Source organism: Rhizobium sp. C104 (assembly GCF_022354505.1).
Classification (GTDB): Bacteria; Pseudomonadota; Alphaproteobacteria; order Rhizobiales; family Rhizobiaceae; genus Rhizobium; species Rhizobium redzepovicii.
In genome coordinates this window covers 4509511-4534665 of sequence record NZ_CP092348.1, presented here as the reverse complement: position 1 = coordinate 4534665, position 25155 = coordinate 4509511, and the positions used below count along the sequence as shown (strand labels likewise).

Annotated in this window: 16 protein-coding genes, 5 pseudogenes and 1 riboswitch; of the genes and pseudogenes, 12 read left to right on the top strand and 9 right to left on the bottom strand. The window is 63.1% G+C overall.

Going from position 1 to position 25155, the window contains the following annotated elements:
• Nucleotides 1-84: 84 nt before the first annotated feature.
• The 10 genes and pseudogenes from MF410_RS23305 to MF410_RS23260 all read left to right on the top strand — a co-directional run bounded on the left by MF410_RS23305 (nucleotide 85) and on the right by MF410_RS23260 (nucleotide 13680).
• Nucleotides 85-1289, top strand: a pseudogene (locus MF410_RS23305) (efflux RND transporter periplasmic adaptor subunit).
• Nucleotides 1290-1336: 47 nt separating this feature from the next.
• Nucleotides 1337-4447, top strand: coding sequence for an efflux RND transporter permease subunit (locus tag MF410_RS23300; protein WP_097629286.1), 3111 nt, complete (start codon nucleotides 1337-1339; stop codon nucleotides 4445-4447).
• A 150-nt stretch (nucleotides 4448-4597) separates the two neighbouring features.
• Nucleotides 4598-6040 (top strand): efflux transporter outer membrane subunit, encoded by a 1443-nt coding sequence (locus MF410_RS23295; RefSeq protein ID WP_097629285.1) that lies wholly within the window; start codon nucleotides 4598-4600, stop codon nucleotides 6038-6040.
• 175 nt (nucleotides 6041-6215) lie between these two features.
• A pseudogene (locus tag MF410_RS23290) lies at nucleotides 6216-7259 on the top strand (LacI family DNA-binding transcriptional regulator).
• 1 nt (nucleotide 7260) lies between these two features.
• Nucleotides 7261-8283 carry an ABC transporter substrate-binding protein gene (locus MF410_RS23285; protein ID WP_239620087.1) on the top strand — a complete coding sequence of 341 codons (1023 nt, stop codon included), beginning with the start codon at nucleotides 7261-7263 and terminating at the stop codon, nucleotides 8281-8283.
• Between the two features lie 66 nt (nucleotides 8284-8349).
• Nucleotides 8350-9177, top strand: coding sequence for an ABC transporter permease (locus tag MF410_RS23280; protein ID WP_097629283.1), 828 nt, complete (start codon nucleotides 8350-8352; stop codon nucleotides 9175-9177).
• Nucleotides 9174-9953 carry an ABC transporter permease gene (locus MF410_RS23275; RefSeq protein ID WP_097629282.1) on the top strand — a complete coding sequence of 260 codons (780 nt, stop codon included), beginning with the start codon at nucleotides 9174-9176 and terminating at the stop codon, nucleotides 9951-9953. Before MF410_RS23280 ends, MF410_RS23275 begins: the two co-directional genes overlap by 4 nt.
• Nucleotides 9946-10971 carry an ABC transporter ATP-binding protein gene (locus MF410_RS23270; protein ID WP_097629281.1) on the top strand — a complete coding sequence of 342 codons (1026 nt, stop codon included), beginning with the start codon at nucleotides 9946-9948 and terminating at the stop codon, nucleotides 10969-10971. The genes MF410_RS23275 and MF410_RS23270 overlap by 8 nt, the downstream gene beginning before the upstream one ends.
• 4 nt (nucleotides 10972-10975) lie before the next feature.
• Complete coding sequence (locus MF410_RS23265; RefSeq protein WP_097629280.1) at nucleotides 10976-11896, top strand: nucleoside hydrolase; 921 nt, start codon at nucleotides 10976-10978, stop codon at nucleotides 11894-11896.
• Nucleotides 11893-13680 carry an adenine deaminase gene (locus MF410_RS23260; RefSeq protein ID WP_097629279.1) on the top strand — a complete coding sequence of 596 codons (1788 nt, stop codon included), beginning with the start codon at nucleotides 11893-11895 and terminating at the stop codon, nucleotides 13678-13680. The genes MF410_RS23265 and MF410_RS23260 overlap by 4 nt, the downstream gene beginning before the upstream one ends.
• A gap of 170 nt (nucleotides 13681-13850) precedes the next feature.
• On the opposite strand, the pseudogene MF410_RS23255 reads toward MF410_RS23260, so the two are convergent.
• From MF410_RS23255 to MF410_RS23230, 6 genes and pseudogenes are all read right to left on the bottom strand, one after another.
• Nucleotides 13851-15025 (bottom strand): annotated as a pseudogene (locus MF410_RS23255) (M20 aminoacylase family protein).
• 91 nt (nucleotides 15026-15116) lie between these two features.
• Nucleotides 15117-16622 (bottom strand): tripartite tricarboxylate transporter permease, encoded by a 1506-nt coding sequence (locus MF410_RS23250; protein WP_097629277.1) that lies wholly within the window; start codon nucleotides 16620-16622, stop codon nucleotides 15117-15119.
• A 9-nt stretch (nucleotides 16623-16631) separates the two neighbouring features.
• Complete coding sequence (locus MF410_RS23245) at nucleotides 16632-17093, bottom strand: tripartite tricarboxylate transporter TctB family protein (RefSeq protein ID WP_088937727.1); 462 nt, start codon at nucleotides 17091-17093, stop codon at nucleotides 16632-16634.
• A 226-nt stretch (nucleotides 17094-17319) separates the two neighbouring features.
• Complete coding sequence (locus MF410_RS23240; protein WP_097629276.1) at nucleotides 17320-18303, bottom strand: tripartite tricarboxylate transporter substrate-binding protein; 984 nt, start codon at nucleotides 18301-18303, stop codon at nucleotides 17320-17322.
• Between the two features lie 214 nt (nucleotides 18304-18517).
• Complete coding sequence (locus MF410_RS23235; protein ID WP_097629275.1) at nucleotides 18518-19852, bottom strand: sigma-54 dependent transcriptional regulator; 1335 nt, start codon at nucleotides 19850-19852, stop codon at nucleotides 18518-18520.
• Nucleotides 19849-21645, bottom strand: a complete 1797-nt coding sequence (locus MF410_RS23230; protein ID WP_275593019.1) for a sensor histidine kinase — start codon at nucleotides 21643-21645, stop codon at nucleotides 19849-19851. The genes MF410_RS23235 and MF410_RS23230 overlap by 4 nt, the downstream gene beginning before the upstream one ends.
• 179 nt (nucleotides 21646-21824) lie before the next feature.
• Here MF410_RS23230 and MF410_RS23225 point away from each other — a divergent pair.
• Nucleotides 21825-22484 (top strand): annotated as a pseudogene (locus MF410_RS23225) (sulfite oxidase-like oxidoreductase); the annotation flags it as partial.
• Here the strand turns inward: MF410_RS23225 and MF410_RS23220 are convergent.
• From MF410_RS23220 to MF410_RS23210, 3 genes and pseudogenes are all read right to left on the bottom strand, one after another.
• A pseudogene (locus tag MF410_RS23220) lies at nucleotides 22472-23100 on the bottom strand (hypothetical protein). The pseudogenes MF410_RS23225 and MF410_RS23220 sit on opposite strands and share 13 nt — an antisense overlap.
• 50 nt (nucleotides 23101-23150) lie before the next feature.
• Entirely contained in the window at nucleotides 23151-23897 is a 747-nt protein-coding gene (locus MF410_RS23215; protein WP_097629272.1) for a CbtA family protein, read from the bottom strand.
• Nucleotides 23898-23909: 12 nt separating this feature from the next.
• Nucleotides 23910-24119 (bottom strand): CbtB domain-containing protein, encoded by a 210-nt coding sequence (locus MF410_RS23210; RefSeq protein ID WP_097629271.1) that lies wholly within the window; start codon nucleotides 24117-24119, stop codon nucleotides 23910-23912.
• A gap of 12 nt (nucleotides 24120-24131) precedes the next feature.
• A riboswitch (adenosylcobalamin (AdoCbl) riboswitch) is annotated at nucleotides 24132-24274 on the bottom strand.
• A gap of 76 nt (nucleotides 24275-24350) precedes the next feature.
• Here MF410_RS23210 and MF410_RS23205 point away from each other — a divergent pair.
• Nucleotides 24351-24905 (top strand): histidine phosphatase family protein, encoded by a 555-nt coding sequence (locus tag MF410_RS23205; RefSeq protein WP_097629270.1) that lies wholly within the window; start codon nucleotides 24351-24353, stop codon nucleotides 24903-24905.
• Nucleotides 24906-25155 lie beyond the last annotated feature (250 nt).

The following is a 25155-nucleotide window of genomic DNA, read 5'->3' as shown; positions in this document are numbered from 1 at the left end:
ATCCTGACGCTTTTACAAGCCTGCGCTCGGCCCGTGCCGAGCCCGTGGATCGAACCGCAATTGCCACCGCACAGGAAATTCAGAATGATACGGCGTGCCCTTCTCATCTCCTCGGCGCTGGCGCTCGGCGTGTTGCTCGCAGCCTGCAGCGACAACGCCAGCAAGCCTGCCGGCAACGCAGGCGCGGCCCAGCCGGCCTCGCCGGTCGGCGTGATCACGCTGAATAAGGGTAGTTTTCCGGTCACCACTATCCTTCCCGGCCGCGCCGAGACCTTCCAGACGGCCGATATCCGGCCGCAGGTGAGCGGCCTCATCCGCGAGATCGCCTTCAAGGAAGGTGGCGAGATCAAGAAGGGCGACCTTCTCTACCAGATCGAGGATGCGCCCTATATTGCTGCCGTTGAGCAGGCCAAGGCGGCGATCTCCAAGGCCGAGGCGAGTGTGCCGAGCGCTGAAAGCAATCTCGACCGCTACCAGCGCCTCGTCGGCAGCGGCGCCACTCAGATCGAATTCGAAACCGCCAAGACGACGCTGCTTCAGGCCAAGGCCGAAGTCGAGTCGGCGAAGGCCGCACTGTCCGCCGCGCAGATTGATCTCGACCACACCAGGATCATCGCGCCCTTCGACGGCATCATCGACCAGACCGCCTATAATGTCGGCAACGTCGTCTCGGCCAATCAGACGACGGCGCTGACGACGATCCGCCAGCTCGATCCGATCTATATTTCGCTGACGGAATCGAGCACCAACCTCTTGAAGCTGCGCGATGCGATGGCCGCCGGCGACATCAAGGGTGCAGCCAATGTCGTCTTCCACCTGATCCTCGAAGACGGCAAGGAATACAACCAGCAGGGCAAGCTCGACATGTCGAAGCAGGTGGTCAGTGAGACCACGGGCACCTTCATCATCCGCGTGCTCTTTCCCAATCCCGACCGGGTCGTGCTGCCCGGCATGTATGTCCGGGCGACCGTCGAACTCGGCGCGGAGAACGGTTATGCGCTGCCGCAGTTGGCAACGAGCCGCGACGCCAACGGCCGGCTGACGGCGCAGTTCGTTTCGGCCGAGGGCAAGGTCGAGACCCGTGCTTTCGAAACAGCTCGCCCTCCAACAATTCCTGGCTCGTGACCGAAGGCATCAAGGACGGTGATCAGCTGATCGTCAGCGGTCTGCAATCGATCACGTCAGGCATGCCGGTGAAACCGGTCCCGATGAAGATCACCGACAACGGCGTGGTCGTGGCTGCCGATCAGCCCGCGGCCGGTGACGCGCAGAAGCCCGCAGCGAATTAATCGCTTCGAGCCCCCGACGTCACCGTTCAGCCGCACAGGAACAACCGATGGCCAAGTTTTTCATCCGACGTCCGATTTTCGCCTGGGTCATTGCGATCACCATCATGCTCGCCGGCCTGCTGGCGATCTTCACGCTGTCGATCTCGCAATATCCCGACATCGCTCCGACGACGGTCCGCATCAACGCCACCTATCGGGGTGCGAGTGCCGAGACCGTCGAGAAATCGGTGACGACGATCATCGAGGATGGCATGACCGGCCTCGACGACCTGACCTACATGACCTCGACCTCGTCGACAGGTTCGGCCAGCATCCAGCTGACCTTCGGAACGAGCGCCGACCCGGATATCGCCCAGGTGCAGGTGCAGAACAAGCTGCAGCTGGTTCAGTCGCAGCTTCCGAGCGACGTCATCGATGCCGGCATCAGCGTCACCCGCTCGACCTCGAGCATCCTTCTGGTCGGCTCGCTGGTTTCCACCGACGGCAAGCGCAACTCGGTCGACCTCGGCAACATTCTGTCGACCTCGATCGAGGATCAGATCCAGCGCCTGGAAGGCGTCGGCAGCATCAACGTTTTCGGTTCGGGATATGCCATGCGCGTCTGGCTCGATCCCTTCAAGCTGCTGAAATATCAGTTGACGCCCAGCGACGTCACCGCGGCCATCCAGGCGCAGAACACCCAGGTTTCCGTCGGTTCGCTCGGCGCCCAGCCGGCCATTCCCGGCCAGCAGATAAACGTCACCATCACCGCGCAAAGCCAGCTGACCACCGTCGCCGATTTTGAGCACATCATCCTGAAGGTCGAGAAGGATGGCGCGACGGTCCGCTTGAGCGACGTCTCGCGCATCGAGATCGGCCAGGAAAGCTATGGCGGCAATTCGCGTTACAACGGCCAGCCCTCGACCGGTTTTGCCGTCAATCTCGCGATTGGCGCCAACGCCATCGATACCGCCGCCCGCGTGCGCTCGGCGCTCGATGTTATCGGCCGCGGCCTGCCGCCAGGTGTGGAGATCACCTATCCCTACGACACGACGCCCTTCGTCGAGCTGTCGATCGAAAAGGTCGTGCACACGCTGATCGAAGCGATAGTGCTCGTTTTCGTCGTCCTTCTCATCTTCCTGCAGAACCTGCGGGCGACGCTGATCCCGACGATTGCCGTTCCTGTGGTGCTGCTCGGCACCTTCGGGGTGCTGGCGGTCACCGGCTACTCGATCAATACCTTGACAATGTTCGCCATGGTGCTGGCGATCGGCCTTCTCGTCGACGACGCTATCGTCGTCGTCGAAAACGTCGAACGCATCATGTCCGAAGAGAAGCTCTCGCCGATCGAGGCGACGGAAAAATCGATGGGCGAGATCACCGGCGCCATTGTCGGCATCGCGCTCGTATTGACCGCCGTATTCATTCCGATGGCCTTCTTCGGCGGTTCGACCGGCATTATCTATCGCCAGTTCTCGATCACCATCGTCTCGGCCATGCTGCTGTCGGCGCTCGTCGCGCTCGTGCTGACGCCGGCCCTTTGCGCCACGATGCTGAAACCGGTCGGCGAACACAGGAAGCACCGTGTCGGCGACTGGTTCAACCGCAACTTCACGCGCTCGACCAACGGTTATATCGGCGCCATCGGCTATCTGTTGAAACGGCCGATCCGCGTCATGGTGGTCTTCCTGCTCGTCGGCGCCGGCTGCGCCTATCTCTTCACCCGCCTGCCGAGCTCCTTCCTGCCGCAGGAAGACCAGGGCGTGCTGCTGACGATCGTCACCACGCCGCCGGGCTCGACCACCCAGCAGACCCAGGCAGTGGTCGAGAAGGTCGAGAAATATTACCGTGAAAACGAGAAGGACGCGGTCGAATCCGTGTTCGGCGCGCTCGGCTTCGGCTTCAACGGATCCGGCCAGAACAGCGCCATCGTCTTCACCAAGCTCAAGGATTTCGCAAAACGCACCGATCCCAAGCTCAGCGCCCAATCGGTCGTCAACCGTGCGCTCGGCAATTTCTTTGCGATCCGCGAGGCGCAGGTTTTCGCCCTCCTGCCGCCGGCGATCCAGGGTCTTGGCGTATCGAGCGGCTTCTCCATGTATCTCGTCGATACCGGTGGCCACGGCAATGACGCCTTGACAGCCGCCTCCAAGCGGCTGATTCAGATGGGCAACACCTCGGGCAAGATCGTGGCGCTGCGCACCAGCAACAAGGAAGTCGAGCCGCAGATGCGAATCGTGCTCGATCAGGAGAAGATCGGCGCCATGGGCGTCGACATCGCCTCGGTCAATTCGATGCTGTCGATCATCTTCACCGGCCGCGACGTCAACGACTTCACCCTGAACGGCGAAATCAAACCGGTCTACGTCGAGGGCGATGCCCCCTTCCGCATGCAGCCCGATGACCTCAACCACTGGTATGCGCGCAACAACGACGGCGAAATGGTGCCCTTCTCCGCCTTTACCAAGACGGAATGGGTGAAGGGTGCGCCCTCGCTTGCCCGCTTCAACGCCGTCAGCGCCATCCCGCTCGACGGGGCTTCGGCTCCCGGAGTGTCGTCCGGCGATGCGATGAACCAGATGGAAGCGCTGACCGAACAGCTCGGCGGCGGGTATACGGTCGCATGGCAGGGCATTTCCTATCAGGAGCGCCTTTCCGGGTCACAGGCGCCGATGCTCTATGCGATCTCCGTTTTGGTCGTCTTCCTTTGCCTGGCAGCACTTTACGAAAGCTGGTCGATTCCCTTCTCGGTGATCATGGCGGTGCCCGTCGGCATTCTCGGAGCGCTGACGGCAGCAACGCTCTTCGGTCAGGCGAACGATGTCTATTTCAAAGTCGGCCTGCTGACGACCATCGGGCTGGCGGCGAAGAACGCGATCCTGATCGTCGAGTTCGCCAAGGACCGCATGGAAAGCGGCATGGGGCTCTACGAGGCGACATTGGAAGCGGCGAGATTGCGCCTGCGGCCGATCATCATGACCTCGCTTGCTTTCATTCTCGGCGTTGTGCCGCTGGCGATCGCGACAGGCGCGGGTTCGGCGGCACAGAACGCCATCGGTATCGGCGTTCTCGGCGGCATGCTGGCGGCGACGATGCTCGGAATTTTCTTCGTGCCGTCGTTTTTCGTCGTCATCCGACGCATCTTTGCCACAGGCGGCAAAAATGCGGCAGGAGTGTGATATAAATGCACTGTGATAATGCTGTCGGCGTTGCTACATTGCGCCCGACTGCTTCGGAATGGTGTTTTTGGTAAAACGAGGCGCGGCGGCCGATAGTGAAGCATGAAGCTTCGGACAAGAATTGACTTGCTCGAGTACAGGATGAAATGAATGGTATCTCTTCGTTTTGCCGCTACACCGGCATTATTGTTATTGTTGTCGGGCTGCGTTGTTGGCCCGGATCATGTTCCTCCTGAGATGCCGCTGCCCGCTAAATTCGGAGAGGGCGGAACGAAGAGTGTAGGCGATGTTGCTACTGCCGCCTGGTGGACCGCCTTCAACGACCCCAAACTGAATGGCTATGTCAAGGCCGGCCTCGATCAGAACCTAACTGTCCAGCAGGCGATCGAGCGCATCAATGCGGCCTCCGCCAACGTCACCACCGCCGGTGCCGGCGCCCTGCCGAACCTGACGGTCGGCGGCTCGCACACGATCAGCGGCCAGAAGGGCGAGCTGCGCACGCAGTTCGACACGCGCAACACCAGTGCCGGCGACGTCCAGCTGAGCTGGTTGCTCGATCTCTTCGGCCTCTACAAGCGCAGCACCGAGAGCGCGCTTGCTTCGCTCGATTCCGCCTACGCATCCGCCGATGTCGCCAAGCTGACCCTGGTGCAGGATCTCGTCTCGAGCTATATCGACGTTCGCTACTATCAACAGCGCCTGGCGCTCTCGAGAGCCAACCTGAAGTCGCGTCAGGAAACCTACGAGCTCACCAAATTCCAGCTTGAAGCCGGCGCCGCCTCGCGTCTTGACGTCGTCCAGGCCGAAGGCCTGGTACAATCGACGCTCGCCGAAATTCCCGGCCTCGAAACCAACATCCGCATATCAGCCCATCACATTGCCACGTTGCTCGGCCTGCCGGCCTCGGCCCTCGTCGACGAATTGCTGAAGGGTCATGGACAGCCCGTATTCCGGGGCGGCATCAACTCCGGCATCCCGGCAGACCTGATCCGCAACCGTCCCGACGTTCGCGTCGCGGAGCGCGATCTCGCCGCGGCAACGGCCAATATCGGTGTTGCCCAGGCACAGCTTTATCCGAGCATCTCGCTCAGCGGTTCGATCTCGCCGTCCTACATCAACCAGCGCGGCATCCATGGCGGCCTGACGCCTTGGTCCTTCGGTCCGACCCTCAACCTGCCGATCTTCGATGGCGGCCGCCTGCGCGCCAACGTCAAGTCTGCACAGTCCGACGCCGCGACCGCCTACCTCAACTGGAAATCGACGGTGCTGACCTCCGTCGAGCAGGTTGAGAACGCGCTAGCCGCTGTCCGGCGTGACGCCCGCACGGTCTCGGCACTCCAGGCCCAGGTGAAGACCACGCAGGAAACCCTCGAACTGTCGACTGCATCTTACAAGGACGGCGCCTCTTCGTTGCTCGACGTTCTCGACGCGCAGCGCCAGGTTTCGCTCGCCCAGGCAAGCCTTGCCCAGGCAGTTCAGCAGATGGCCAAGGACTATGTCTCCCTCAACATCGCGGTCGGCGGCGGCTATGCCCCCGGCGGCAAGACGACCGTAGCCAACACCACTGTCGTGGTAAAGCCGGCCAAGACCTGATCGGCTGCCTTGTGCCGTCTGGACATACACAGCCCCGCGATCGTCTCGCGGGGCTTTTTTCATATCGGCCGAGTTTGTATCGCGGATAATGCGCAATAAGATGAATTGGGAATCGACAAGCGAAAAGAGCTGAGGTAAAGCTCTGATTAAACGATTAATCAGAGCGCCGTCGATCATGGCTTCATCGCGTTCGGGACCGAACCTCAGCAGGATAGCGACGTCTCTCGGCGTCTCCGTCGCCACCGTCTCCAATGCGCTATCAGGCAAGGGCCGCGTCTCCGGCCAACTGGTCGAAAGGATTCGCGAGCATGCCGCCGAGCTCGGTTATGTCCCGAGCCAGGCCGGGCGGGCGCTCCGGACCGGCCGCAGCGGCGTTCTCGGCCTGGTGCTGCCCGATATCGCCAATCCGCTGTTCCCAAAGATCGCCCAGGCGATCGAATTCGCCGCCTCTGCCGCCGGTTACGGCGTGCTGATCGCCGATTCCCGCGGCGAGGTCGCCACCCAGACCGAGGCGATCAATCGGCTGGTCGAGCGCGGCGTCGACGGCATGGTCGTCATTCCCCGCCGCGCCACCCGCATCTCTTCGGCCGTCTGTCCTGTCGCCGTCATCGATACCCCATCGACGTCAGGCAACACAGTTGCTGCCGACCATTGGCAGGGGGCAGCGAAATCGCCAGCCATCTCGCCGGCCTTGGCCATCGCCGCATCCTCATCATCGGCAACAATCAGGAATCCAGCGTCCAGAACGACCGCGCCGATGGCATCCGCTCCAGCATGCGCCCGGACATGCATGCGGAAACACTGTGGATCGACAGGCTCGAGCGGGATAGCGGCAGCGGCTGCCCGCTCGGTCTCGCCGAAAAAGTCAGGCAGGGTTTCACCGCCTTCGCAGCCCTCTCCGACCTGCAGGCGCTACGGGCGCTGACAGAGTTGCAGCAGGCCGGCGTCAACATTCCCGCCGATGTCAGCGTCACCGGCTTCGACGATCTCATCTGGTCGCCGGTCGTTACGCCGTCGTTGACGACGGTTCGTATGGACATGGACGCTATTGCCGGGATTGCCGTGTCGGCACTGGTGGATACCATAAGGGCGAGCAGCATCCGGCAGGGCATGCTCGTGACCGCCGAGGTCGACCGTGTCCCCATGCAGCTGATCGTCCGCCAATCATCCCGGCCTTGCGGACCCGGCACAAAAAACCTCAGAGATGGAGAACATGTAAGATGAAAAAAGCGCTCATTGCCTCGGCAGCACTCGCCGCCCTATCTCCGTTCGGAGCAACAGCAGCGGACCGCACATTGACCATCTCGGTCTATGCTTTTGCACAAGACGATTTCAAAACTCTGGTCTATGATCCCTTCGAAGCCAAATGCGGCTGCAAGCTCGTGGTCGAGACAGGCAATAGCGTCGAGCGTCTGGCCAAGATGGAAGCGAACAAGGCCAATCCCGTCGTCGACCTCGCCGCCGTTTCCATGGCCGATGCACTGGCTGCCTCCCGTGCAAGCCTGATCGACAAGGTCGACACCGCTAAGCTCGCCAATTTCGCCAAGCTCTACGACGTCGCCAAGGATCCGAACGGCGACGGCATGAGCGTCGGTTACACTTTCTATGCCACCTCGATCGCCTATCGTTCCGACAGGATGAAGATCGACTCCTGGGCCGATCTCCTGAAGCCGGAATATGTCGGCCACGTCGCCTTTCCGAACGTGACGACCAACCAGGGGCCGCCGGCGCTCTACATGCTGGGCCAGGCGCTCGGAAAGGACACGCCCGATCTGAAGGGTCCGATCGAGGCGCTGGGCGAGAAGAAGGACGACATCGTCACCTTCTACGAAAAATCCTCGCAGCTCGTACAGCTGATGCAGCAGGAGGAGATTTGGGCAGCGCCGATCGGCCGTTTCTCCTGGGCAGGCTTTACCAAGCTCGACGTTCCAGTCGCCTGGGCAACGCCGAAAGAGGGTCAGACCGGCGGCATGAATGTGCTGGTGCTGACGAAAGGTTCGAAGAACCAGGATCTCGCCTTGCAGTTCATGGATTTCTGGCTTTCGACCGACATCCAGACCAAACTCGCCGAAAAGCTGGTCGACAGTCCAGCAAACAGCGAGGTCAAGCTTTCCGAAGCCGCCGCCAACAACCTCACCTATGGCGAAGAAACGGCCAAGAGCCTCAAGCTGATCCCTTCGGCCGTCGCACTCGACAACCGCGCCGGCTGGCTGAAGTCATGGAACGACAAGGTCGGCCAGTAAGGCCTGCGTGAGAACCGGTCCCGGCGCCCTGCCGGGACCATCCTCTGTCCGCTCGAAAGGCGCCTCATGTTCCAGAACCGCGCAGAAGCCATGGCGCTGGCCTTGCCGGCAGCCGTCTTCGCGACCGTGGTCTTCCTGCTGCCCGTCGCAGTCTTGCTGTCGGAGGGCTTCCGTGCCGGCGGCGCCTGGACACTGTCGGCCTATGCCGGTTTCTTCTCCGAGACGCTGAACCGCACCGTTTTCCTGCGCAGCTTCCGGCTCGGCCTCGAAGTCACCGCCGTCTCGGCGGTCATCGGTTATGCCGCAGCCTTTGCTATTGTGAACCTGCCGCCGACTGGCAAGGGTCGCATGATCGGCCTCATCACCCTGCCGCTGATGATCTCGCCGGTGGCGCGCACCTATGCCTGGATCGTCATTCTCGGCCGCACCGGCATCGTCAACCAGGCGATAACGGGCCTCGGCCTCAGCGGCGAGCCGCTGCGGCTGCTGTTCACCGAGACCGCCGTGTTCATCGGCCTCCTGCAGCTCTTTCTGCCGCTGATGATCCTCTCCTTGATCAGTGCGCTCGAGAACATGCCGAAGGATGCGATTCCCGCTGCCCGCGTGCTCGGCGCCAACTGGTTCCAGGTCTTTTGGAAAGTCATCCTGCCGCTGACCAGGGAAGGCCTCGTCGTCGGCGGCACGCTTGTCTTCACCGGATCGCTGACCGCCTATATCACCCCTGCCGTGCTCGGCGGCTCCAAGGTGCTGATGTTGGAAACGCTGCTGTATCAGCAGGTTTCCGTCGCCAATGATTTCGTCTCGGCCAGCGTCATCGCCTTCATCCTGATCATCATGAGCTTTGCGGCCAACATCCTGCTGAAACGGCTTGCGACGGCAAGGAGCCGCCGATGACCCTGCGCCTGTTTTCGCCCATTGTGCTTTTCCTGCTGTTGGTCTTTCTGATCGGTCCCTTCCTGATCATCATCGCCGCGTCGCTGTCGGCAGGCGATACGCTGGCCTTCCCGCCGCAAGGACTGTCGCTGCGCTGGGTGATGAAGGTGTTCACCGTCGAGAGTTTCCGCGACAGCTTCGCCATGTCGATGTTCCTTGCCGTCTTCGGGACGCTCGCAGCCCTCGTCCTCGGCATCCCGGCCGCCTATGCCCTGTCGCGCTACCGGCTGCCGGCGGCCGAAACCGTCCGCACCGTCGTCTCGCTGCCGATCATCGTGCCCGGCATCATCGTCGGCCTGGCGCTGCTGCGTTATCTCGTCGTGCCCTTCGGCTTCAACATCACGCTCGCGCTCTTCTTTGCCCATACCGCCCTTGTACTGCCCTATGCCGTGCGCGTCGTCTCGGCGAGCCTCGACAATCTGCGCTCGGATATCGAGGAGGCCGCCGTCCTGCTCGGCTCCTCCAGGCTCGGCGCCTTCTTCCGCGTGGTGATACCGAATATCCGCGGCGGCATTCTTGCAGCCTTCATCCTCGGCTTTGTTACCAGCTTCAACCAGGTGCCTGTCTCCCTCTTCCTTTCCGGTCCCGGCGTCAGGACGCTGCCGGTCGACATGCTCGGCTACATGGAAACCACCTACGACCCGTCCATTGCGGCGCTCTCCGCCCTTCTCGCCTTTCTCTCCATCGGCATCGTCTTCCTCGCCGAACGTTTCCTGGGATTCTCGCGTTATGTCTGATGCCTATCTTCAACTCGACAAGCTGACGCTTGCCTATGGCGATACGGTTGCGGTCGGAAATCTCGACCTCGCGATCGGCAAGGGCGAACTGGTGGCGCTGCTCGGCCCCTCGGGCTGCGGCAAGACGACAACGATGCGCGCCATCGCCGGCCTGCTGACGCCTGCCTCCGGCCGCATCCGCCTCGACGGCGCCGATATCACCCGCGTCTCAGCCAACAAACGCGCCGTCGGCCTCGTCTTCCAGTCCTACGCGCTTTTCCCGCATCTGACGGTCCATGAGAATGTCGCTTTCGGCCTGCGTCTCAAAGGCATCTCGGGCGCCGATCTCGACGCCCGCGTCGGCGCTGGCCTCAAATCCGTCGGCCTCGCCGCCTTCGCGAGCCGCAAGCCGGCCGAACTCTCCGGCGGCCAGCAGCAGCGTGTGGCCCTCGCCCGCTCAATGGTGATGGAGCCGAAAGTGCTGCTGCTTGACGAGCCGCTCTCCAATCTCGATGCCCGGCTACGCCTCGAAATGCGCGCCGAATTGCAGCGCGTCCAGAAGGAAACCGGGGTCACCATGATCTTCGTGACTCACGATCAGGTGGAGGCTTTGGCGCTCGCCGACCGCATCGTCGTCATGCTGAACGGCGGCATTGAGCAGATCGGTACGCCTGAGGAGATCTACAATCATCCCGCCTCCGCCTTCGTCGCCGATTTCGTCGGCTTCGAGAATGTCTTTGCGCTGAAGGATGGAAAGCTTGCGACGCCGAACGGCCCAGTCGCGCTTTCCGCTCCGGTCGCAGACGCCGGGGCGGGCCTCGCCTGGCGTCCGCGCATGGTGAACCTTGGCTCCGGTCCATTCCAGGGCACCGTGCGCGGCACCTCTTTCGCCGGCAATACCCGCGAATATCTCCTTGATACGCCGCTTGGGCCCATCAAGGCCGAGATCGATGCACGCCTGCCGCCGCACGAGATCGGCAGCGCGCTCGCCTTCGACCTGCCGGTTGCCGGTGCGGCCAACCTCAAACGGTTCGGGTGAAGTCATGGGCGTCTGGATCGATACAGACATGGGCTTCGACGACATCGCCGCCATTCTGGTGGTGGCACAGTCGGAATTCGAAATCGACGGCATATCGCTGGTCTTCGGCAATGCGCCGCTGCCCCAGGTGAGAAGGAACGCCGCCGGCGCAGCCACTGCATTCGGCTGGAAGTTCCCCATCCACACCGGCCGCGCCATGCCGGTTCTCGGCAAGCTCGAAACCGCCCAGGCGATCCTCGGCGCAACCGGCATCCCGACGAGCGGCAGGAGCCTGCCGGAGGCATCAGCCCTTGCCGAAAGCGATGCCTTCTCAGCGCTTTGCCGCTGGCTGGAACGTGACGGCCAGCACCGCATCCTGGCGCTCGGACCGCTCACCAATATCGCCGCCGTGGCGCTCGCCCGCCCCGACCTCGCCGCCCGCATCGACGACCTCGTCTGGATGGGCGGCGGCGTCACATTGGGCAACCACACGGCGTCCGCTGAGTTCAACGCACTCGCCGATCCCGAAGCTCTGTCGATCGTCATCGCCCATGGCCTGCCGCTGCGCATGGTCGACCTCGACCTCTGCCGCAAGGTGCTGGCAAAGCCGGAGGATACCGAGCCGGTGCGCAATGCCGGCGGCACCAATGCCGAGCTGATCGCCGATCTATTTGCAGGTTACATTCGCATCGGCACCAGCCGCGGCCGTCCCGGTATGGCGATCTACGATCCTTCTGCCGCGGTCGCCTTCGTGGCTCCCGATATCGTCGGCTTCCGCCCCGCGCGCATCGACGTCGAGCTTCAGGGCAGCTTGACCCGTGGCCGCACCGTCGTCGAGACCCGCGCCACGCACGCGGCTTTCAATGCGCAATTCGCCGCCGAAATCGATGCCGATAGGGCGCGCGGGATCATTCTCGCCGCCTTGGTCAACGAGGCCCGCAAATGAACGCCACCCCTCGCCAAGAACCCGCCGATCTTAACGATCCCGCCTTGCGCGCCCGCGCCGTCGCGGCTGCACGCGGCGACGCCCCCTTCGATGTGCTGATTACCGGCGGCCGGCTGCTAGACGCGGTGACAGGCCTGATCCGGGAGGCCGATATCGGACTCGTCGGCGCGCTGATCGCAAGCGTCCATGCCCCGGCAAGCCGCACGGATGCGGCCGAGATCATCGATGCGGCGGGCAGCATCGCAACACCCGGCCTGATCGACACCCATATGCATATCGAAAGTTCGATGGTGACGCCGGCCGAATATGCGCGCGCCGTGCTGCCGCGCGGCGTCACCACCATCGTCTGGGATCCGCACGAATTCGGCAATGTCCATGGCCTTGATGGGGTGCGCTGGGCGATCGAGGCGGCACGCTCACTGCCGCTGCGCATGATCCTGCTCGCCCCCTCCTGCGTGCCGTCGGCACCGGGCCTGGAATTGGCCGGCGCCGATTTCGATGCCGCCGTCATCGCCGAGATGCTGCGCTCGCCGGCCGTAGGCGGCGTTGCCGAGGTCATGAACATGCGCGGCGTCATCGACGGCGATCCGCGCATGAACGCCATCGTCAATGCCGGTCTTGCCACTGGCAAGCTCGTTTGTGGCCATGCCCGCGGCCTTGGGGGTGCCGACCTCAACGCCTTCATGGCAGCGGGCGTCACCTCCGACCACGAACTTACTTCCGGCGCCGACCTCGCCGCCAAGCTTTCAGCCGGCCTGACGATCGAGCTGCGCGGCTCCCACGACCATCTGCTGCAGGAATTCGTCGAGGTGCTGAACGGTCTCGGCCACCTGCCCGCGACCGTGACGCTCTGCACCGACGACGTCTTTCCCGATGAACTCGATCAAAGCGGCGGCCTCGACGACGTCATCCGCCGCCTCGTGCGCTACGGCATGAAGCCGGAATGGGCGCTCTGCGCTGCGACCTTCAACGCCGCTCAGCGCCTGAAGCGCTCCGATCTCGGCCTTGTCGCCGCTGGCCGCCGCGCCGACATCGTGCTCTTCGAAGATCTTGAGGAATTCCGGGCGCGGCTGGTCATCTCAAGCGGCCGCATCGTCGCCCGCAACGGCAGCATGCAGGTCGACATCCAGCAGCTCGACACGGCGCCGCTTGAAAATTCGGTGAAGCTGCCGCAATTCACCGAGGATGATTTCCGCATCCCGTCGAGAGGCGAACGCGTCCGGGTCGCCACCATCGACCGCCCGCGTTTCACGCAATGGGGTGAGGCGGAGACGGAGGTCACGAATGGCTTCGTGGTACCGCCGGCCGGCAGCGCCATGATCGCCGTCGCCCATCGCCACGGCAAGGCCGACCGCATCCCGCGCCTCGGCTTCCTCACCGGCTGGGGCGACTGGCGCGGCGCCTTCTGCACCACCGTTTCGCATGACAGCCACAACCTCACCGTCTTCGGCGGCAATGCGCGCGACATGGCGCTCGCCGCCAACGCCGTCATATCAGCCGGCGGCGGCATGGCGGTCGCCAAAGACGGCGCGATCGAGGCAATCTTGCCGCTGCCGCTCTCCGGCCTGGTGACCGACGCATCGCTGAAGGACACAGCTTCGGCCTTCGCCGGCATCCGCAAGGCCATGGAAAAAATCGTCGACTGGAAACCGCCCTACCGGGTCTTCAAGGCCTGCTTCGGCGCCACGCTTGCCTGCAATGCCGGCCCGCACCAGACGGACCGGGGGATTGCCGATGTGGTGACGGGCAAGGTGCTGGAAAGCCCGGTGCTGGAGGTTTTGTAGGGTCGGGGCGCACAGACCGCAACCAAGGGATTGCGGTGCAGTCCCTCATCCGCCCTACGGGCCACCTTCTCCCCGAGAGGAGAAGAGGAGTCGAGACGTCGCAGCAACCCTCTTCTCCCCAGCGGGGAGAAGGTGGCCCGAAGGGTCGGATGAGAGGGTGCGGCAAACGCTTAAGTTTCCCTTTTCAACTCCCGCTCCACCAACGCCACCCAATAAGCCGCCCCATACCCAAGCGCCTCATCATTGAAATCGTAAGCGGTGTTGTGATGCAGCGCCCCGTCCACTGCCGGGCCGTTGCCGAGCCAGACGTAGCAGCCTGGCGAATTCTGCGCGAAGAAGGCAAAGTCGTCGCCTGCTGTCGACGGCGGAAAGCTTGTCCGCACCTTCCCGCCGAACACCGCGCCGGCGGCGGCAAGCGCTCGGGAGGTCGCATCCCCATCATTGACGACGGGCGGAATGCGCCGCTCGAAACGATAATCGGCCGATATGCCGTACATGGCGGCCGTTCCGCTGGCCAGCCGACCAATCTCGCTCTCCAACTGATCGCGCACATCGGGCGAATAAGCTCGCGCCGTCCCGCCGATCTCTACGATATCGGGAATGACATTCAAAGCCTTCGGGTCGCCCGCCTGCAGGAAACAGGCGCTGACAACCGCCGGCTGCAGCGGATCGACCACCCGCCCGACGATCGTCTGCAGCGATGACAGGAAGGTGGCGGCGGCCGTGATCGGATCGCGGCCGAGATGCGGCTTGGCGCCGTGCGTGCCGATGCCGCGAAAGGTGATGCGCCAGCTGTCGGAGGAGGCGAGCTGCGGCCCCTCGACCACGGCAATCTCGTCGACCGACAGTCCCGGCATATTGTGCAGCCCGTAGACAGCGTCGCAGGGAAAAGCTTGAACAGCCCCTCCTCCACCATGCGCTTCGCGCCGCCACGGCCCTCTTCGGCCGGCTGGAAGATGAAATGCACCGTGCCCGAAAAACCCCGCGTCGCCGCCAGATGACGCGCGGCACCCAGCAGCATCGTGGTGTGGCCATCATGGCCGCAGGCATGCATCTTTCCGGGTACGGTCGATTTATAAGCCCGCTCCGCCGTTTCAGGCATGGCGAGCGCATCCATATCGGCCCTGAGCCCGATCCTGCGCGTGCCGTTGCCGACTGTGAGCGTGCCGACCACGCCGGTGCCGGCCAGCCCGCGATGCACCGTGATATTAGCCTCCTCGAGAAGCCTCGCGACGATGCCGGCAGTGCGCTCCTCCTCGAAGCCGAGTTCGGGATAGGCATGCAGATCGCGGCGCAAAGAGATCAGGAACGGCAGATCGTCCTTGATCCGGGCGGGGATGCTCATGAGCCTGAATGTCCTGTCAAGCGTAACGGGCGCCCATCGGCGCCCGCGTCAGATCATCCTTTGTTCATCAAACAGGCCGCAAGTTCAACCATCAAGTCTCTTCGACGAACACCTCTTCGCGCTTCTTCTTGACGCTCGGCAGGAAGACCACGATCAGCACGGCGACCGCGATCGCCAGCAGCGTGGCGCTGATCGGCCGTGTGACGAAGGTCATCGGATCGCCGCGCGACAGGATCATCGCCCGCCGCAGGTTCTCCTCAAGCAGTGGCCCGAGCACAAAGCCGAGCAGGAGCGGCGCCGGCTCGCAGCGAAGCTTTGCCAGCACGTAGCCGATCAACCCGAAGAAGGCGACGGCATAGAGGTCGTAGACATTGGCGTTGACGCTGTAGACCCCGATCGAGCAGAAGGCCATGATGACGGGGAAAAGCACGTAATAGGGCACGGTTAAGAGTTTCACCCAGAGCCCGATCAGCGGCAGGTTGAGGATAACCAGCATCAGGTTGCCGATCCACATCGAGGCGATGATGCCCCAGAACAGCGCCGGCTGCTCGGTGGCGACATTCGGTCCCGGGACGATCCCCTGAATGATCATCGCGCCGACCATCAGCGCCATGACGGGATTGGCCGGAATGCCGAGCGTCAAAAGCGGAATGAACGAGGTCTGCGCCCCTGCATTGTTGGCCGATTCCGGCCCCGCCACGCCGGCAACGGCGCCCTTGCCGAATTCCTCCGGCGTCTTCGACAGGCGTTTCTCCACCGTATAGGAGGCAAAGGAGGCAAGGATCGCGCCGCCACCCGGTAGAATGCCGAGCGCCGAACCGATCGCCGTGCCGCGAATGATCGGCGCAATCATTTCCTTGAATTCCTGACGAGACGGTAAAAGGCCGGACACCTTGGCCATTAGTACGGTACGTGTCGACTCGCCTTCGAGGTTGCGGAGGATTTCCGCCACGCCGAAGACACCGACGGCGAGCGCCACAAAATTCAGCCCGTCGGCATATTCGCGGATGCCGAGCGTGAAGCGCGGCGTGCCGGTATAGATGTCGGTGCCGACCAGACCGAGCAGCAACCCGAGCGCCACCATCGCTAAGGCCTTGACGACGGAGCCGTGCGCAAGCGCGATCGACGAAACGAGGCCGACGATCATCAGCGAGAAATATTCCGCCGAGCCGAATTGCAGCGCAATCGCGGTGAGCGGCGGCGCGAAGATCGCAACGAGGAAGGTCGAGACCGTGCCGGCAAAGAACGAACCGAGTGCTGCGATCGCAAGCGCTGCCCCCGCCCTGCCCTTGCGCGCCATCTGGTAACCGTCGATCGCGGTGACGGCGGAGGAGGATTCGCCCGGCATGTTGATGAGGATCGCCGTCGTCGAACCGCCGTACTGGGCGCCGTAATAGATACCGGCCAGCATGATCAGCGAGGAGACCGGTTCGAGCTGGAAGGTGATCGGCAAAAGCATGGCGATCGTCGCCGTGGCGCCGATACCGGGCAGCACCCCGATCAGCGTGCCGAGCAGCACGCCGATCAGGCAGAAAAGCAGATTGTCAAGAGTGCCGGCTGTCGCAAAACCGAGCGCGAGATTGCTGAAAAGGTCCATCATCGCCTCCTAGAACCGGACCCAGGGGCCGAAACGCTCGAACGGCAGGCCGAGGCCATAGCTGAAAACCGCAACCGAAAAGACCGTCAGCAGCAGCGAAAGGATGATCGCGAAGAACACGTTCATCTTTTGCGATGCGAAGCAGGCGATGAACGCGGTAAAAAACAGCGCCGGCGCAAATCCGAGCCCGCGCACCGTCAGCCCGAAAAAGACGGGCGCTGGCAGGATGAAGAACATGCCGCGCCAGGCGAAGAGACCGATCGGCTCTCCCTCGACGCGCAACGCCTGAATGAAGATGATCGCGCCGAGAAGCACGAGCACGCAGGCCAGCACCAGCGGAAAATAACCGGGTCCCATGCGCACCGCCGTGCCGAGGTCGAGCCCCAGCGACTGGATGGCGAAGAAAGCGCCGGTCGCGACGAAAAGCCCGCCGCAGATCGCATTGGTCGTATCGAAACTGATGGATTTCATGGTGTCTCCTGGAGTTGGAGATGGAGCGTCGTTGCTGCAGCGATTTCCCCTCATCCGCCTGCCGGCACCTTCGCCCCGCAAGCGGGGAGAAGAGGATCCGCCGCCGGCCTCTGCCACTATTCTTCGGGCAGGTCCTCTCCCCGTTCAGGGTCGAAAGGACGGGTCGAGACCAGTGGCTCGACCCCGGTCGGGTTAGGGTGAGGGGCTATTCCTGGCACATCCCTCACTAGTCCGCATATTCCCCCGCAGCCTCGATCACGGGCTTCCAGCGGGCTATCTCGCTTTCAAGCTTGGCCTTCAGCGCAGCCGGCGTCGCATCGGCGTCGGAGGATGGCGTCGTGCCGAGCTCGGCGAAACGGGCACCGACATTCGGGTCCTTCAGAGCAACCTGCAGCGACTTCGACAGGCGTTCGTTGATGGCGGCCGGCGTGCCCTTCGGCGTGTAGATGCCGTGCCAGATGCCGACTTCGAAGCCTGGCAGGCCGGCTTCAACTGCGGTCGGAATGTCCTTCATCACGTCGAGGCGCTTCGGCGAGGTCACGGCATAGGCCTTGATCGTGCCGCCCTGGATCTGCTTGGTCGTGTTGGTCGTCTGGTCGCACATGACGTCGACCTGGCCGCCGAGAAGGTCGGTCATGGCAGGGCCGGTGCCCTTGTAGGGAACGGTCGTGAGCTGTGTCTGGATGGCGCTCATGAACATCATGCCGCACAGATGCGAGGCCGCACCGATACCGGCATTCGCGACCGTCACCTTGTCCTTGTTGGCCTTGACGTATTCGATCAGGGCCTTGAGGTCGGTCGGCTCGAAATCCTTGCGCGCGACGATCGTCATCGGCACCTCGGTGACGAGGCCGACATAGTCGAAGGCACCGAGCGTGTCATAGGCGAGCTTGCGGTAGAGCGTGGCGCTGGTCGCCATGCCGATATGGTGAAGCAGGATCGTGTAGCCGTCGGGATCGGCGCTCGCCACGCGGCCGGCGCCGAGCGTCCCGCCGGCGCCGCCGACATTTTCGACGACGATCTGCTGACCGAGATCCTTCGACATGGATTCGGCGACGAGGCGCGCGACGGTGTCGGTCGGGCCGCCGGCCGCAAAGGGCACGACCATGGTGATGGTGCGTTCGGGATAGGTCTGCGCCGAAGCGGCGCCGGCGAGAAGAGAGACTGCGGCAGCCGCGGTCAGGCCAAGCATGGCCTTCAGAATTTTCATCGTTTCCTCCCTGATGAAACAAGCAAGCCCGCCGACACATCCTCCGCGCCGGGCATGACCTATTTGCCGCCGGGAAAAACCGACCCGCAATCAGTGCGGCCACTTTTGACAGACGATTTTGCGTCAGTGCGATGCAGCATGGGTCGATTTGGAAACAAACGGCTTGTGCGATGGGTGGATTTCCACCCATAACGAACACAGGCAACCGCCGAGATTAGTCCTCGGTGGTCAGCATCCGCTTGTCGAGGCCATATTTCTGCATCTTTTCGTAGAGGGTCTTCCGGGAAATGCCGAGTGTCTCATAGACCGGCTTGAGGCTGCCGCCATGCGCCACCAGCGCGCTGGCAATGACACCCCGCTCGAATTCGGCGACGCGCTCCGCAAGCCCGGTCGCCTCGCCGGTCTGTGGGCCGCCATCGTCGAGACCGAGAACCAAACGGTCGGCCGCATTCCTCAGTTCACGCACATTGCCCGGCCAGTCGCGCTGGGCGATGTCGGAGATCACCTCGGGCGGCACGGCCACCTCGTCGCGGCCGTAGCGGGCGGCGGCTTCCCGCACCAACTGCAGAAAGAGCAGTGGAACGTCCGCCCGCCGCTGCGACAGCGACGGCACATGCAGCGTCGCAACGTTCAGCCGGTAGAACAGGTCGGCGCGGAAACGCCCCGCCGCCACCTCCGCCTCGAGATCCACCTTGCTAGTCGCGATAAAGCGCACGTCAAGTGCCACCGTCTCATTCGATCCCAACCGGGAAATCATCCGCTCCTGCAGCACCCGTAGGAACTTTGCCTGCAGGTCGAAGGGCATGGAGCCGATTTCATCAAGCAGAATGGTGCCGCCGCGCCCGTGTTCGAATTTTCCGTAACGCGGCCTTACCGCGCCCGGAAAGGCGCCGACCTCATGGCCGAAAAGCTCGCTCTCGATCAGGTTCGCCGGCAGGGCGGCGCAATTGATTGCGATGAACGGCCGGCTTGCCCGGCCGCTGATATCGTGGAGCGCCCGCGCCACCACCTCCTTGCCGGCTCCCGTCTCGCCGACAATGAGCGTATCGGCATCGCTCGCCCCGATCGCACGGATGCGATAGCGCAGGTCCACCATCACCTGCGTGCGCCCCGGCAGCCGCGCCTCGATATCGTCGCGTTTGCCGGCGACCGCCTTCAGCAGCCGGTTTTCAAGCACGAGGCCGCGCCGCTCCATCGCCCGGCGGATGACGCCGGCGAGCATTTCGGGCGTGAACGGCTTCTCGATGAAATCATAGGCGCCTTCGCGCATCGCCTTCACCGCAAGCTGCACGTCGCCGTGGCCGGTGACGAGAATGACCGGCACCTCCGGATCGATCTCGCGGATCTTCTGCATCAGCGTCATGCCATCAATGCCGGGCATGCGGATATCGCTGACGACGACGCCGGGAAAGCTGTAGCCGATCAGTTCCAGCACATGGTCGCCGTTGGAAAAGGTCTCGACGCTGAAGCCTGATAGTTCCAGCGCCTGCGCCGTCGAACGGCGCAACTCCTCCTCGTCATCGACCAGAAGGATCTTCGCATCGTTCATTCCGCCGCCTCCGGCATCAGCCCCGCCGCCGATTGCAGCTCGATGCGGAACACCGCACCGCCGTCAGGATGATTGACGGCGGCAAGGCTGCCGCCGAAGTCCTTGACGATATTGTAGGAGATCGAAAGCCCGAGGCCGAGACCCTTGCCAACGCCTTTGGTCGTGAAGAACGGGTCAAAGATGCGCTCGCCGATTGCCGGTGGCACGCCCGGCCCATGGTCGCGTACCGTCAACACCACCTTGCCGGCTTCCTCGAAGGCCGAAATCTCGATGCGCCTGTCGTCCAGGCCTTCCACGGCATCGGCCGCATTGGAAATCACATTCACCAGCACCTGCTGCAAACGCACCGAGCCGGCACGCACCACCGGCGGACGCGGCCCGAGATCGAGCAACAGCTCTGCTTCCGCCGCCTTCAGCCGCCAGGCGATGATCTCGAGCGTATCGCGCATAGCCTCGTCGAGCGAAACAGGACCGAGCTTCTCGTTCGGCTTACGGGCGAAGTTGCGCAGGTGACGGCTGATCGATGCCATCCGGTCGATCAGCCCGCCGATGCGCCGGATATTGTCCCGCGCCTCCTCCGTCCGACCGCGATCAATGAGCACCGAGGCGCTGTCCGTATAGGTCTTGGCGGCGGCGAGCGGCTGGTTGAACTCGTGGGAAAGGGCAGCCGACATCTGTCCGAGACCGGCAAGTTTTCCGGCCTGGATGAGGTCGGCCTGGGTCTGGCGCAGCTGCTGCTCGGTCAACCGCCGCTCGGCTATTTCCTCTTCGATGCGGCTGTTGACGCGAGCAAGGTCGGCCGTGCGTTCCTCGACGCGCCGTTCCAGCTCGTTGCGGGCCTCGGCCTGCAACTGCATGCGCTCGGCAAGCCGCGCCCGCCGTTGGCGCAGAACTGCGACCGCAAGCCCGGCGATGCAGAGGATGAGAAAGACGGCCGCAAGCGCCGTGCGCGCCTGGGCGCGAATGGAACTCGTTTCCATCAGCACGTTCACCGTCCAATCTTCGGTCGGCATGTAGTGCGAGAGCACCAGATATTCGCTAGACCCGCGCTCGCCGTTAAGCGTCATCAGCTCATGCGGCTCAAAGCGCTGGCGCGACACCGGCAACTCTGTCAGCCTGGCATTGGCATAACGCCGCGACGCTTCCGTCCGTGCGATACGGTCAGCCGTCAGCGGCAGGATCGCCCCGTACAGCCATTCCGGGCTGCCCGACATGAAGATGATACCCTCCGGATCGGAAACGAAGATCTTGTATTCGCCGCCGCCCCAGGAGGCTTCGATCATGTCGATATCGACCTTGAAGACGATGACGCCACGAATATCCGCCTCCACCCTGATAGGCGCCGAGAAATAATAGCCGCGCTTTAGCGAGGTAGTGCCGAGTGCATAGAACCGCGCCTGCCGGCCTTCGATCGCGTCCTGGAAATAAGGCCGGTAGCTGAAATTCTGCCCGACGAAGCTTCCCGGTCCATCGTAATTGCTGGCCGCGATGGTCTCTCCATCAGGTTTGACCACATAAATGTCGGAGGATTTCAGCAGGCCGTTGATCTCCTTGAGATAGAGATTGGCCGCATCGCGCAAGACCGCATCCTCGGGTGCACTCACCAGTTCCTTGATGTCGTCGTGATCGGCGATCAGTGCCGGCAGCGCCTCGTAGCGGTTGAGGTGACCGCTGAGGGCCGAGACGGCAAGGCGCAACGCCGTTCCCGCCTGCGCCGAGGCTTCCCCCATATAGGCGCGCGTCGCGATCGCGCTTCCATAGGTGAAGAAGGCGAAGATGATCACCGGCACCACCAGCAACGCCGCTATCGCACGATATCTCGAAGACAGATCCGGCTCCTCCCCTTTCCGCCTCCACTCCCCAGTGAGGCATACCCAAGTCTAATAATACCGGCAGCGATTTCCAAGGGCCGTCGAACTTGACACCCGGCAAAGGCCGATATCCTATTGCTGCATCGCAAGGGAACCCTATCATGAGTGACGACAACACGCCCGCCGATAGCAAGCTCACCAGCTCCAAGCGGCGCTGGGCGGCTGAGGGCAAGTTCCTGACTGGTCGCATAGCCCGCCCTGAAACCGAGCGCCTGCCGCCCGGCCAGCACCTCGTCAAGAACTGGCCGGTGCTCGATCTCGGCCAGCAGCCCGTCATATCCACCGAAACCTGGCGTCTCGAAGTGCGCGGCCTTGTCGAAACCCCGCTCACCCTCACCTGGGCCAACTTCCACGCGATTGAGCAGAGCACCAAGGTCAGCGATATCCACTGCGTCACCACCTGGTCGCGCTACGACAACAAATGGAAGGGTGTTTCCACGCGCGATCTGCTCGATCTCGCCATGCCGAAGCCGGAAGCCGCTTACGTCATGCTGACGAGTTATGATGGCTATACCACCAACCTGCCGCTTGCCGACTTCGCCGCCGAGGACGCGATCCTAGTGACATCCTGGGAAGGCCTGCCGCTGACGCCGGACCACGGCGGCCCGATGCGCCTCGTCGTGCCGCATCTTTACTTCTGGAAAAGCGCCAAATGGCTGCGCCGCATCGAACTGATGCCGGAGGACGAAGCCGGCTTCTGGGAAAAGAACGGCTATCATATGTATGGCGATCCGTGGCGCGAGCAGCGCTATTCCGACGATCGAGTCTTCGGCCGCAGAAAGCGGCCCAGCGCAAGGACACCAAGCCCGAGCATCAAGGCGAGCGCCGTCAGCGACGCCATGCTGGCGGGATGAAGCGGCACCTTGCTCCAGCGTGGATTGACGAGACCGGCGGTGTTGAAGGCCTCGCCGCTGAACCGGCAGGTGATGAGCGCAAGCCCGCGCCGCACCATGTCGGCGTCGACCGCGGAAATGATTTCACTCGCCACAGCCCGCTCCCCTGGCATCTCGCGCATCGCCATCAACACAGCTTTCGTCGCCGCGAGGTAGGCGTGGGCGCATTCGTTGAAGGGACTTTCCTCGTCGGCCACGCTGCCCGGCATCCGCCCCCAAAGACAATAGGAATATTGGATTTCGGCATAGTTCAGAACGCGGCGGAAGGGCTCGTTTGTATCGACTGCGCGGGACACAGGCCGATAATTCGGCCGCGATAGTGCGAAATCACCGCCATCTCGCCATGCGAAATTTCTGGGATATCGAGACCCGCTTGGCTGCCGCCGGCGCTGCGACTATGAGCAAGGGCGTTTTCAGCAGGCATGCAAAAGAAGGCGGCGGCAAAGGCCGCCGACAGGATTGATATGGCTCTGCTGCTTTTCATGGTCGCTTGAAAACCCAAGGGCGCCGGCAAAACGGCGCCCTTCATTGCGTTCAGCGGAGTGCCGTTGCCGGCCGGCTCCGCTGGCCGCCCTTCGCAGCAAGCCGCTTTTCCGCCAGCGCCCCGAAGCCAAGGCCAAGTGTTGCCCAGAGGATCGCATGCATGGCGAGCGTTGTCGTCCGGAAACGCCAGAGCACCATGGCCGAGAAGTTCTCCGGCACCTCGTTGATCGGCGGCAGCAGATAGAGCACGAGCACGATGAAGACGAGATAGGCGATGCCGGCAATGATCGCGCCGTTCCAGAGGCCGAAACGCTCGGAAAGACGGCGCGACAGCGCCACCGCGGCAATCAGCGCGGCGAGCGAGACGACAATCATCAGGAAGAACAGCTCGGTCCTGACGCCGATCGTATCGGCATTGCCGACCGCCGGCGGGTTGGCCGGATATTTGATAGCGGGAACGAGCACGATCGCCACGTAGGCGAAAATGGCGATGACCGCCGAGGTGCCGCGCGCCGAAAGATTGCTGACGCGGCCGTGCACGAAAGCAAAAGCGAGCGCGAAAAGCCCGCCGACGGCGATGCTGTAAGCCATGACGCCGGTGAAAAGGCCGAGACCGGCCTGGGTGGCCCGGCTGACGATTTCAGGTTCGGCAGCTTCGCCGGCCGCCTGGGCGCTCGCCTCCTCGAAAGCGATCGCCGCATCGACCAGCGGCTCGCCGAAGACATGGGCGAAAGCGAAAACGAGGATGCCACCGAGCAGCCCCGCGAGCATGCCGCGAAGGAGAAGGTTTCCAACCATGTCAATATCTCCCTAGTGGCAGGGAAAGCCAAGGAGATGGCGGGCGTCATGCACGAATTCGTGCACATACATGCCGTTGAACAGCGCCATCGCGCCTTCCTCGGTGCCAACGAAATAGATGGCGATAAGCATCAGCAGGCCGCCGAAGATCGCCCAGGGCAGGATTTCGCCGACGGGGATCGGGGCCGGCGCCGCGGCGGGCGCGAAAGTGGTGTCAGACATGTATTCCTCCGGAATGACGCGTTCAGTCGAAAGAGTGTTTGTGCGGTAAGGTCTGACTTCCAGCGTGAAAAAGCTTCAACACGCTGGTCACAGTGGCGCGACCGCGCCGGATTTCCACCGGCTTCCAAACCCGCAACAACACGGTTATATCTGCTCGCCGAAGAGACTGTCAACGAAACTTCACGAGCCGGCAAAGGGCCGTCCCACTGCACCCCGGGAGATCGGAAGACTGTGAATACGCGCCTCACCTGGATCTGCCACGGCGCGACGACGGCGAGCCGCAAGACGCTGTTCCCACTTGACGAACCGCTGGAAGGCAAGGCGGCGGAAGACGCCGGCCGGATGGCTGCCCCACCCCGCGCCGACCGTATCGCCACCAGCCCCGCTTTGCGCGCCCGCCAGACCGCTGACGCGCTCCGCCTCGAAGCCCGGATAGATCAGGCGCTGCGTGACTGCGACCATGGCCGCTGGGCCGGCAGGTCGATCACAACGATCGAGGCCGAAGAGCCGGAGAACCTCGTGGCCTGGATGAGCGATCCGGAAGCGGCCCCGCATGGTGGCGAAAGCCTTCTTGATCTCAGAACACGCGTCGCCGGCTGGATGGACGGTGAATCCGCCCTCGGCGGCCATGTGATTGCCATCAGCCACGCGGCCGTGATCCGGGCGGCGGTCGCCCATGTGCTTCAGGCGCCGCACTCCTCCTTCTGGCGGAGCGATATCGAGCCGCTCGCCATCGTTTGCATGACCAGCAATGGCAGCCGCTGGTCTCTGCGCTTTCCGTATTAGCGGCTCCTCATTTTATCCAGCCTTACACAAGCAAATCGCGTCATCTCTATTGAACCGGGTTTGACCGGGACTACTTCCTTTCCCAAGGAGATGGAAGAATGACATATGATTGGAGTGGGGAGCGCACGCGTCGTCTGCGTTTGATGCGTGTCGCCACAATCACGGTTCTGGTCGGTCTCATCGTCAGCGTTCCGCTGCTGATCGTCACCGCCTGAAGCACGAGAAAAGGCGAGCGATGCACCAGCACGCT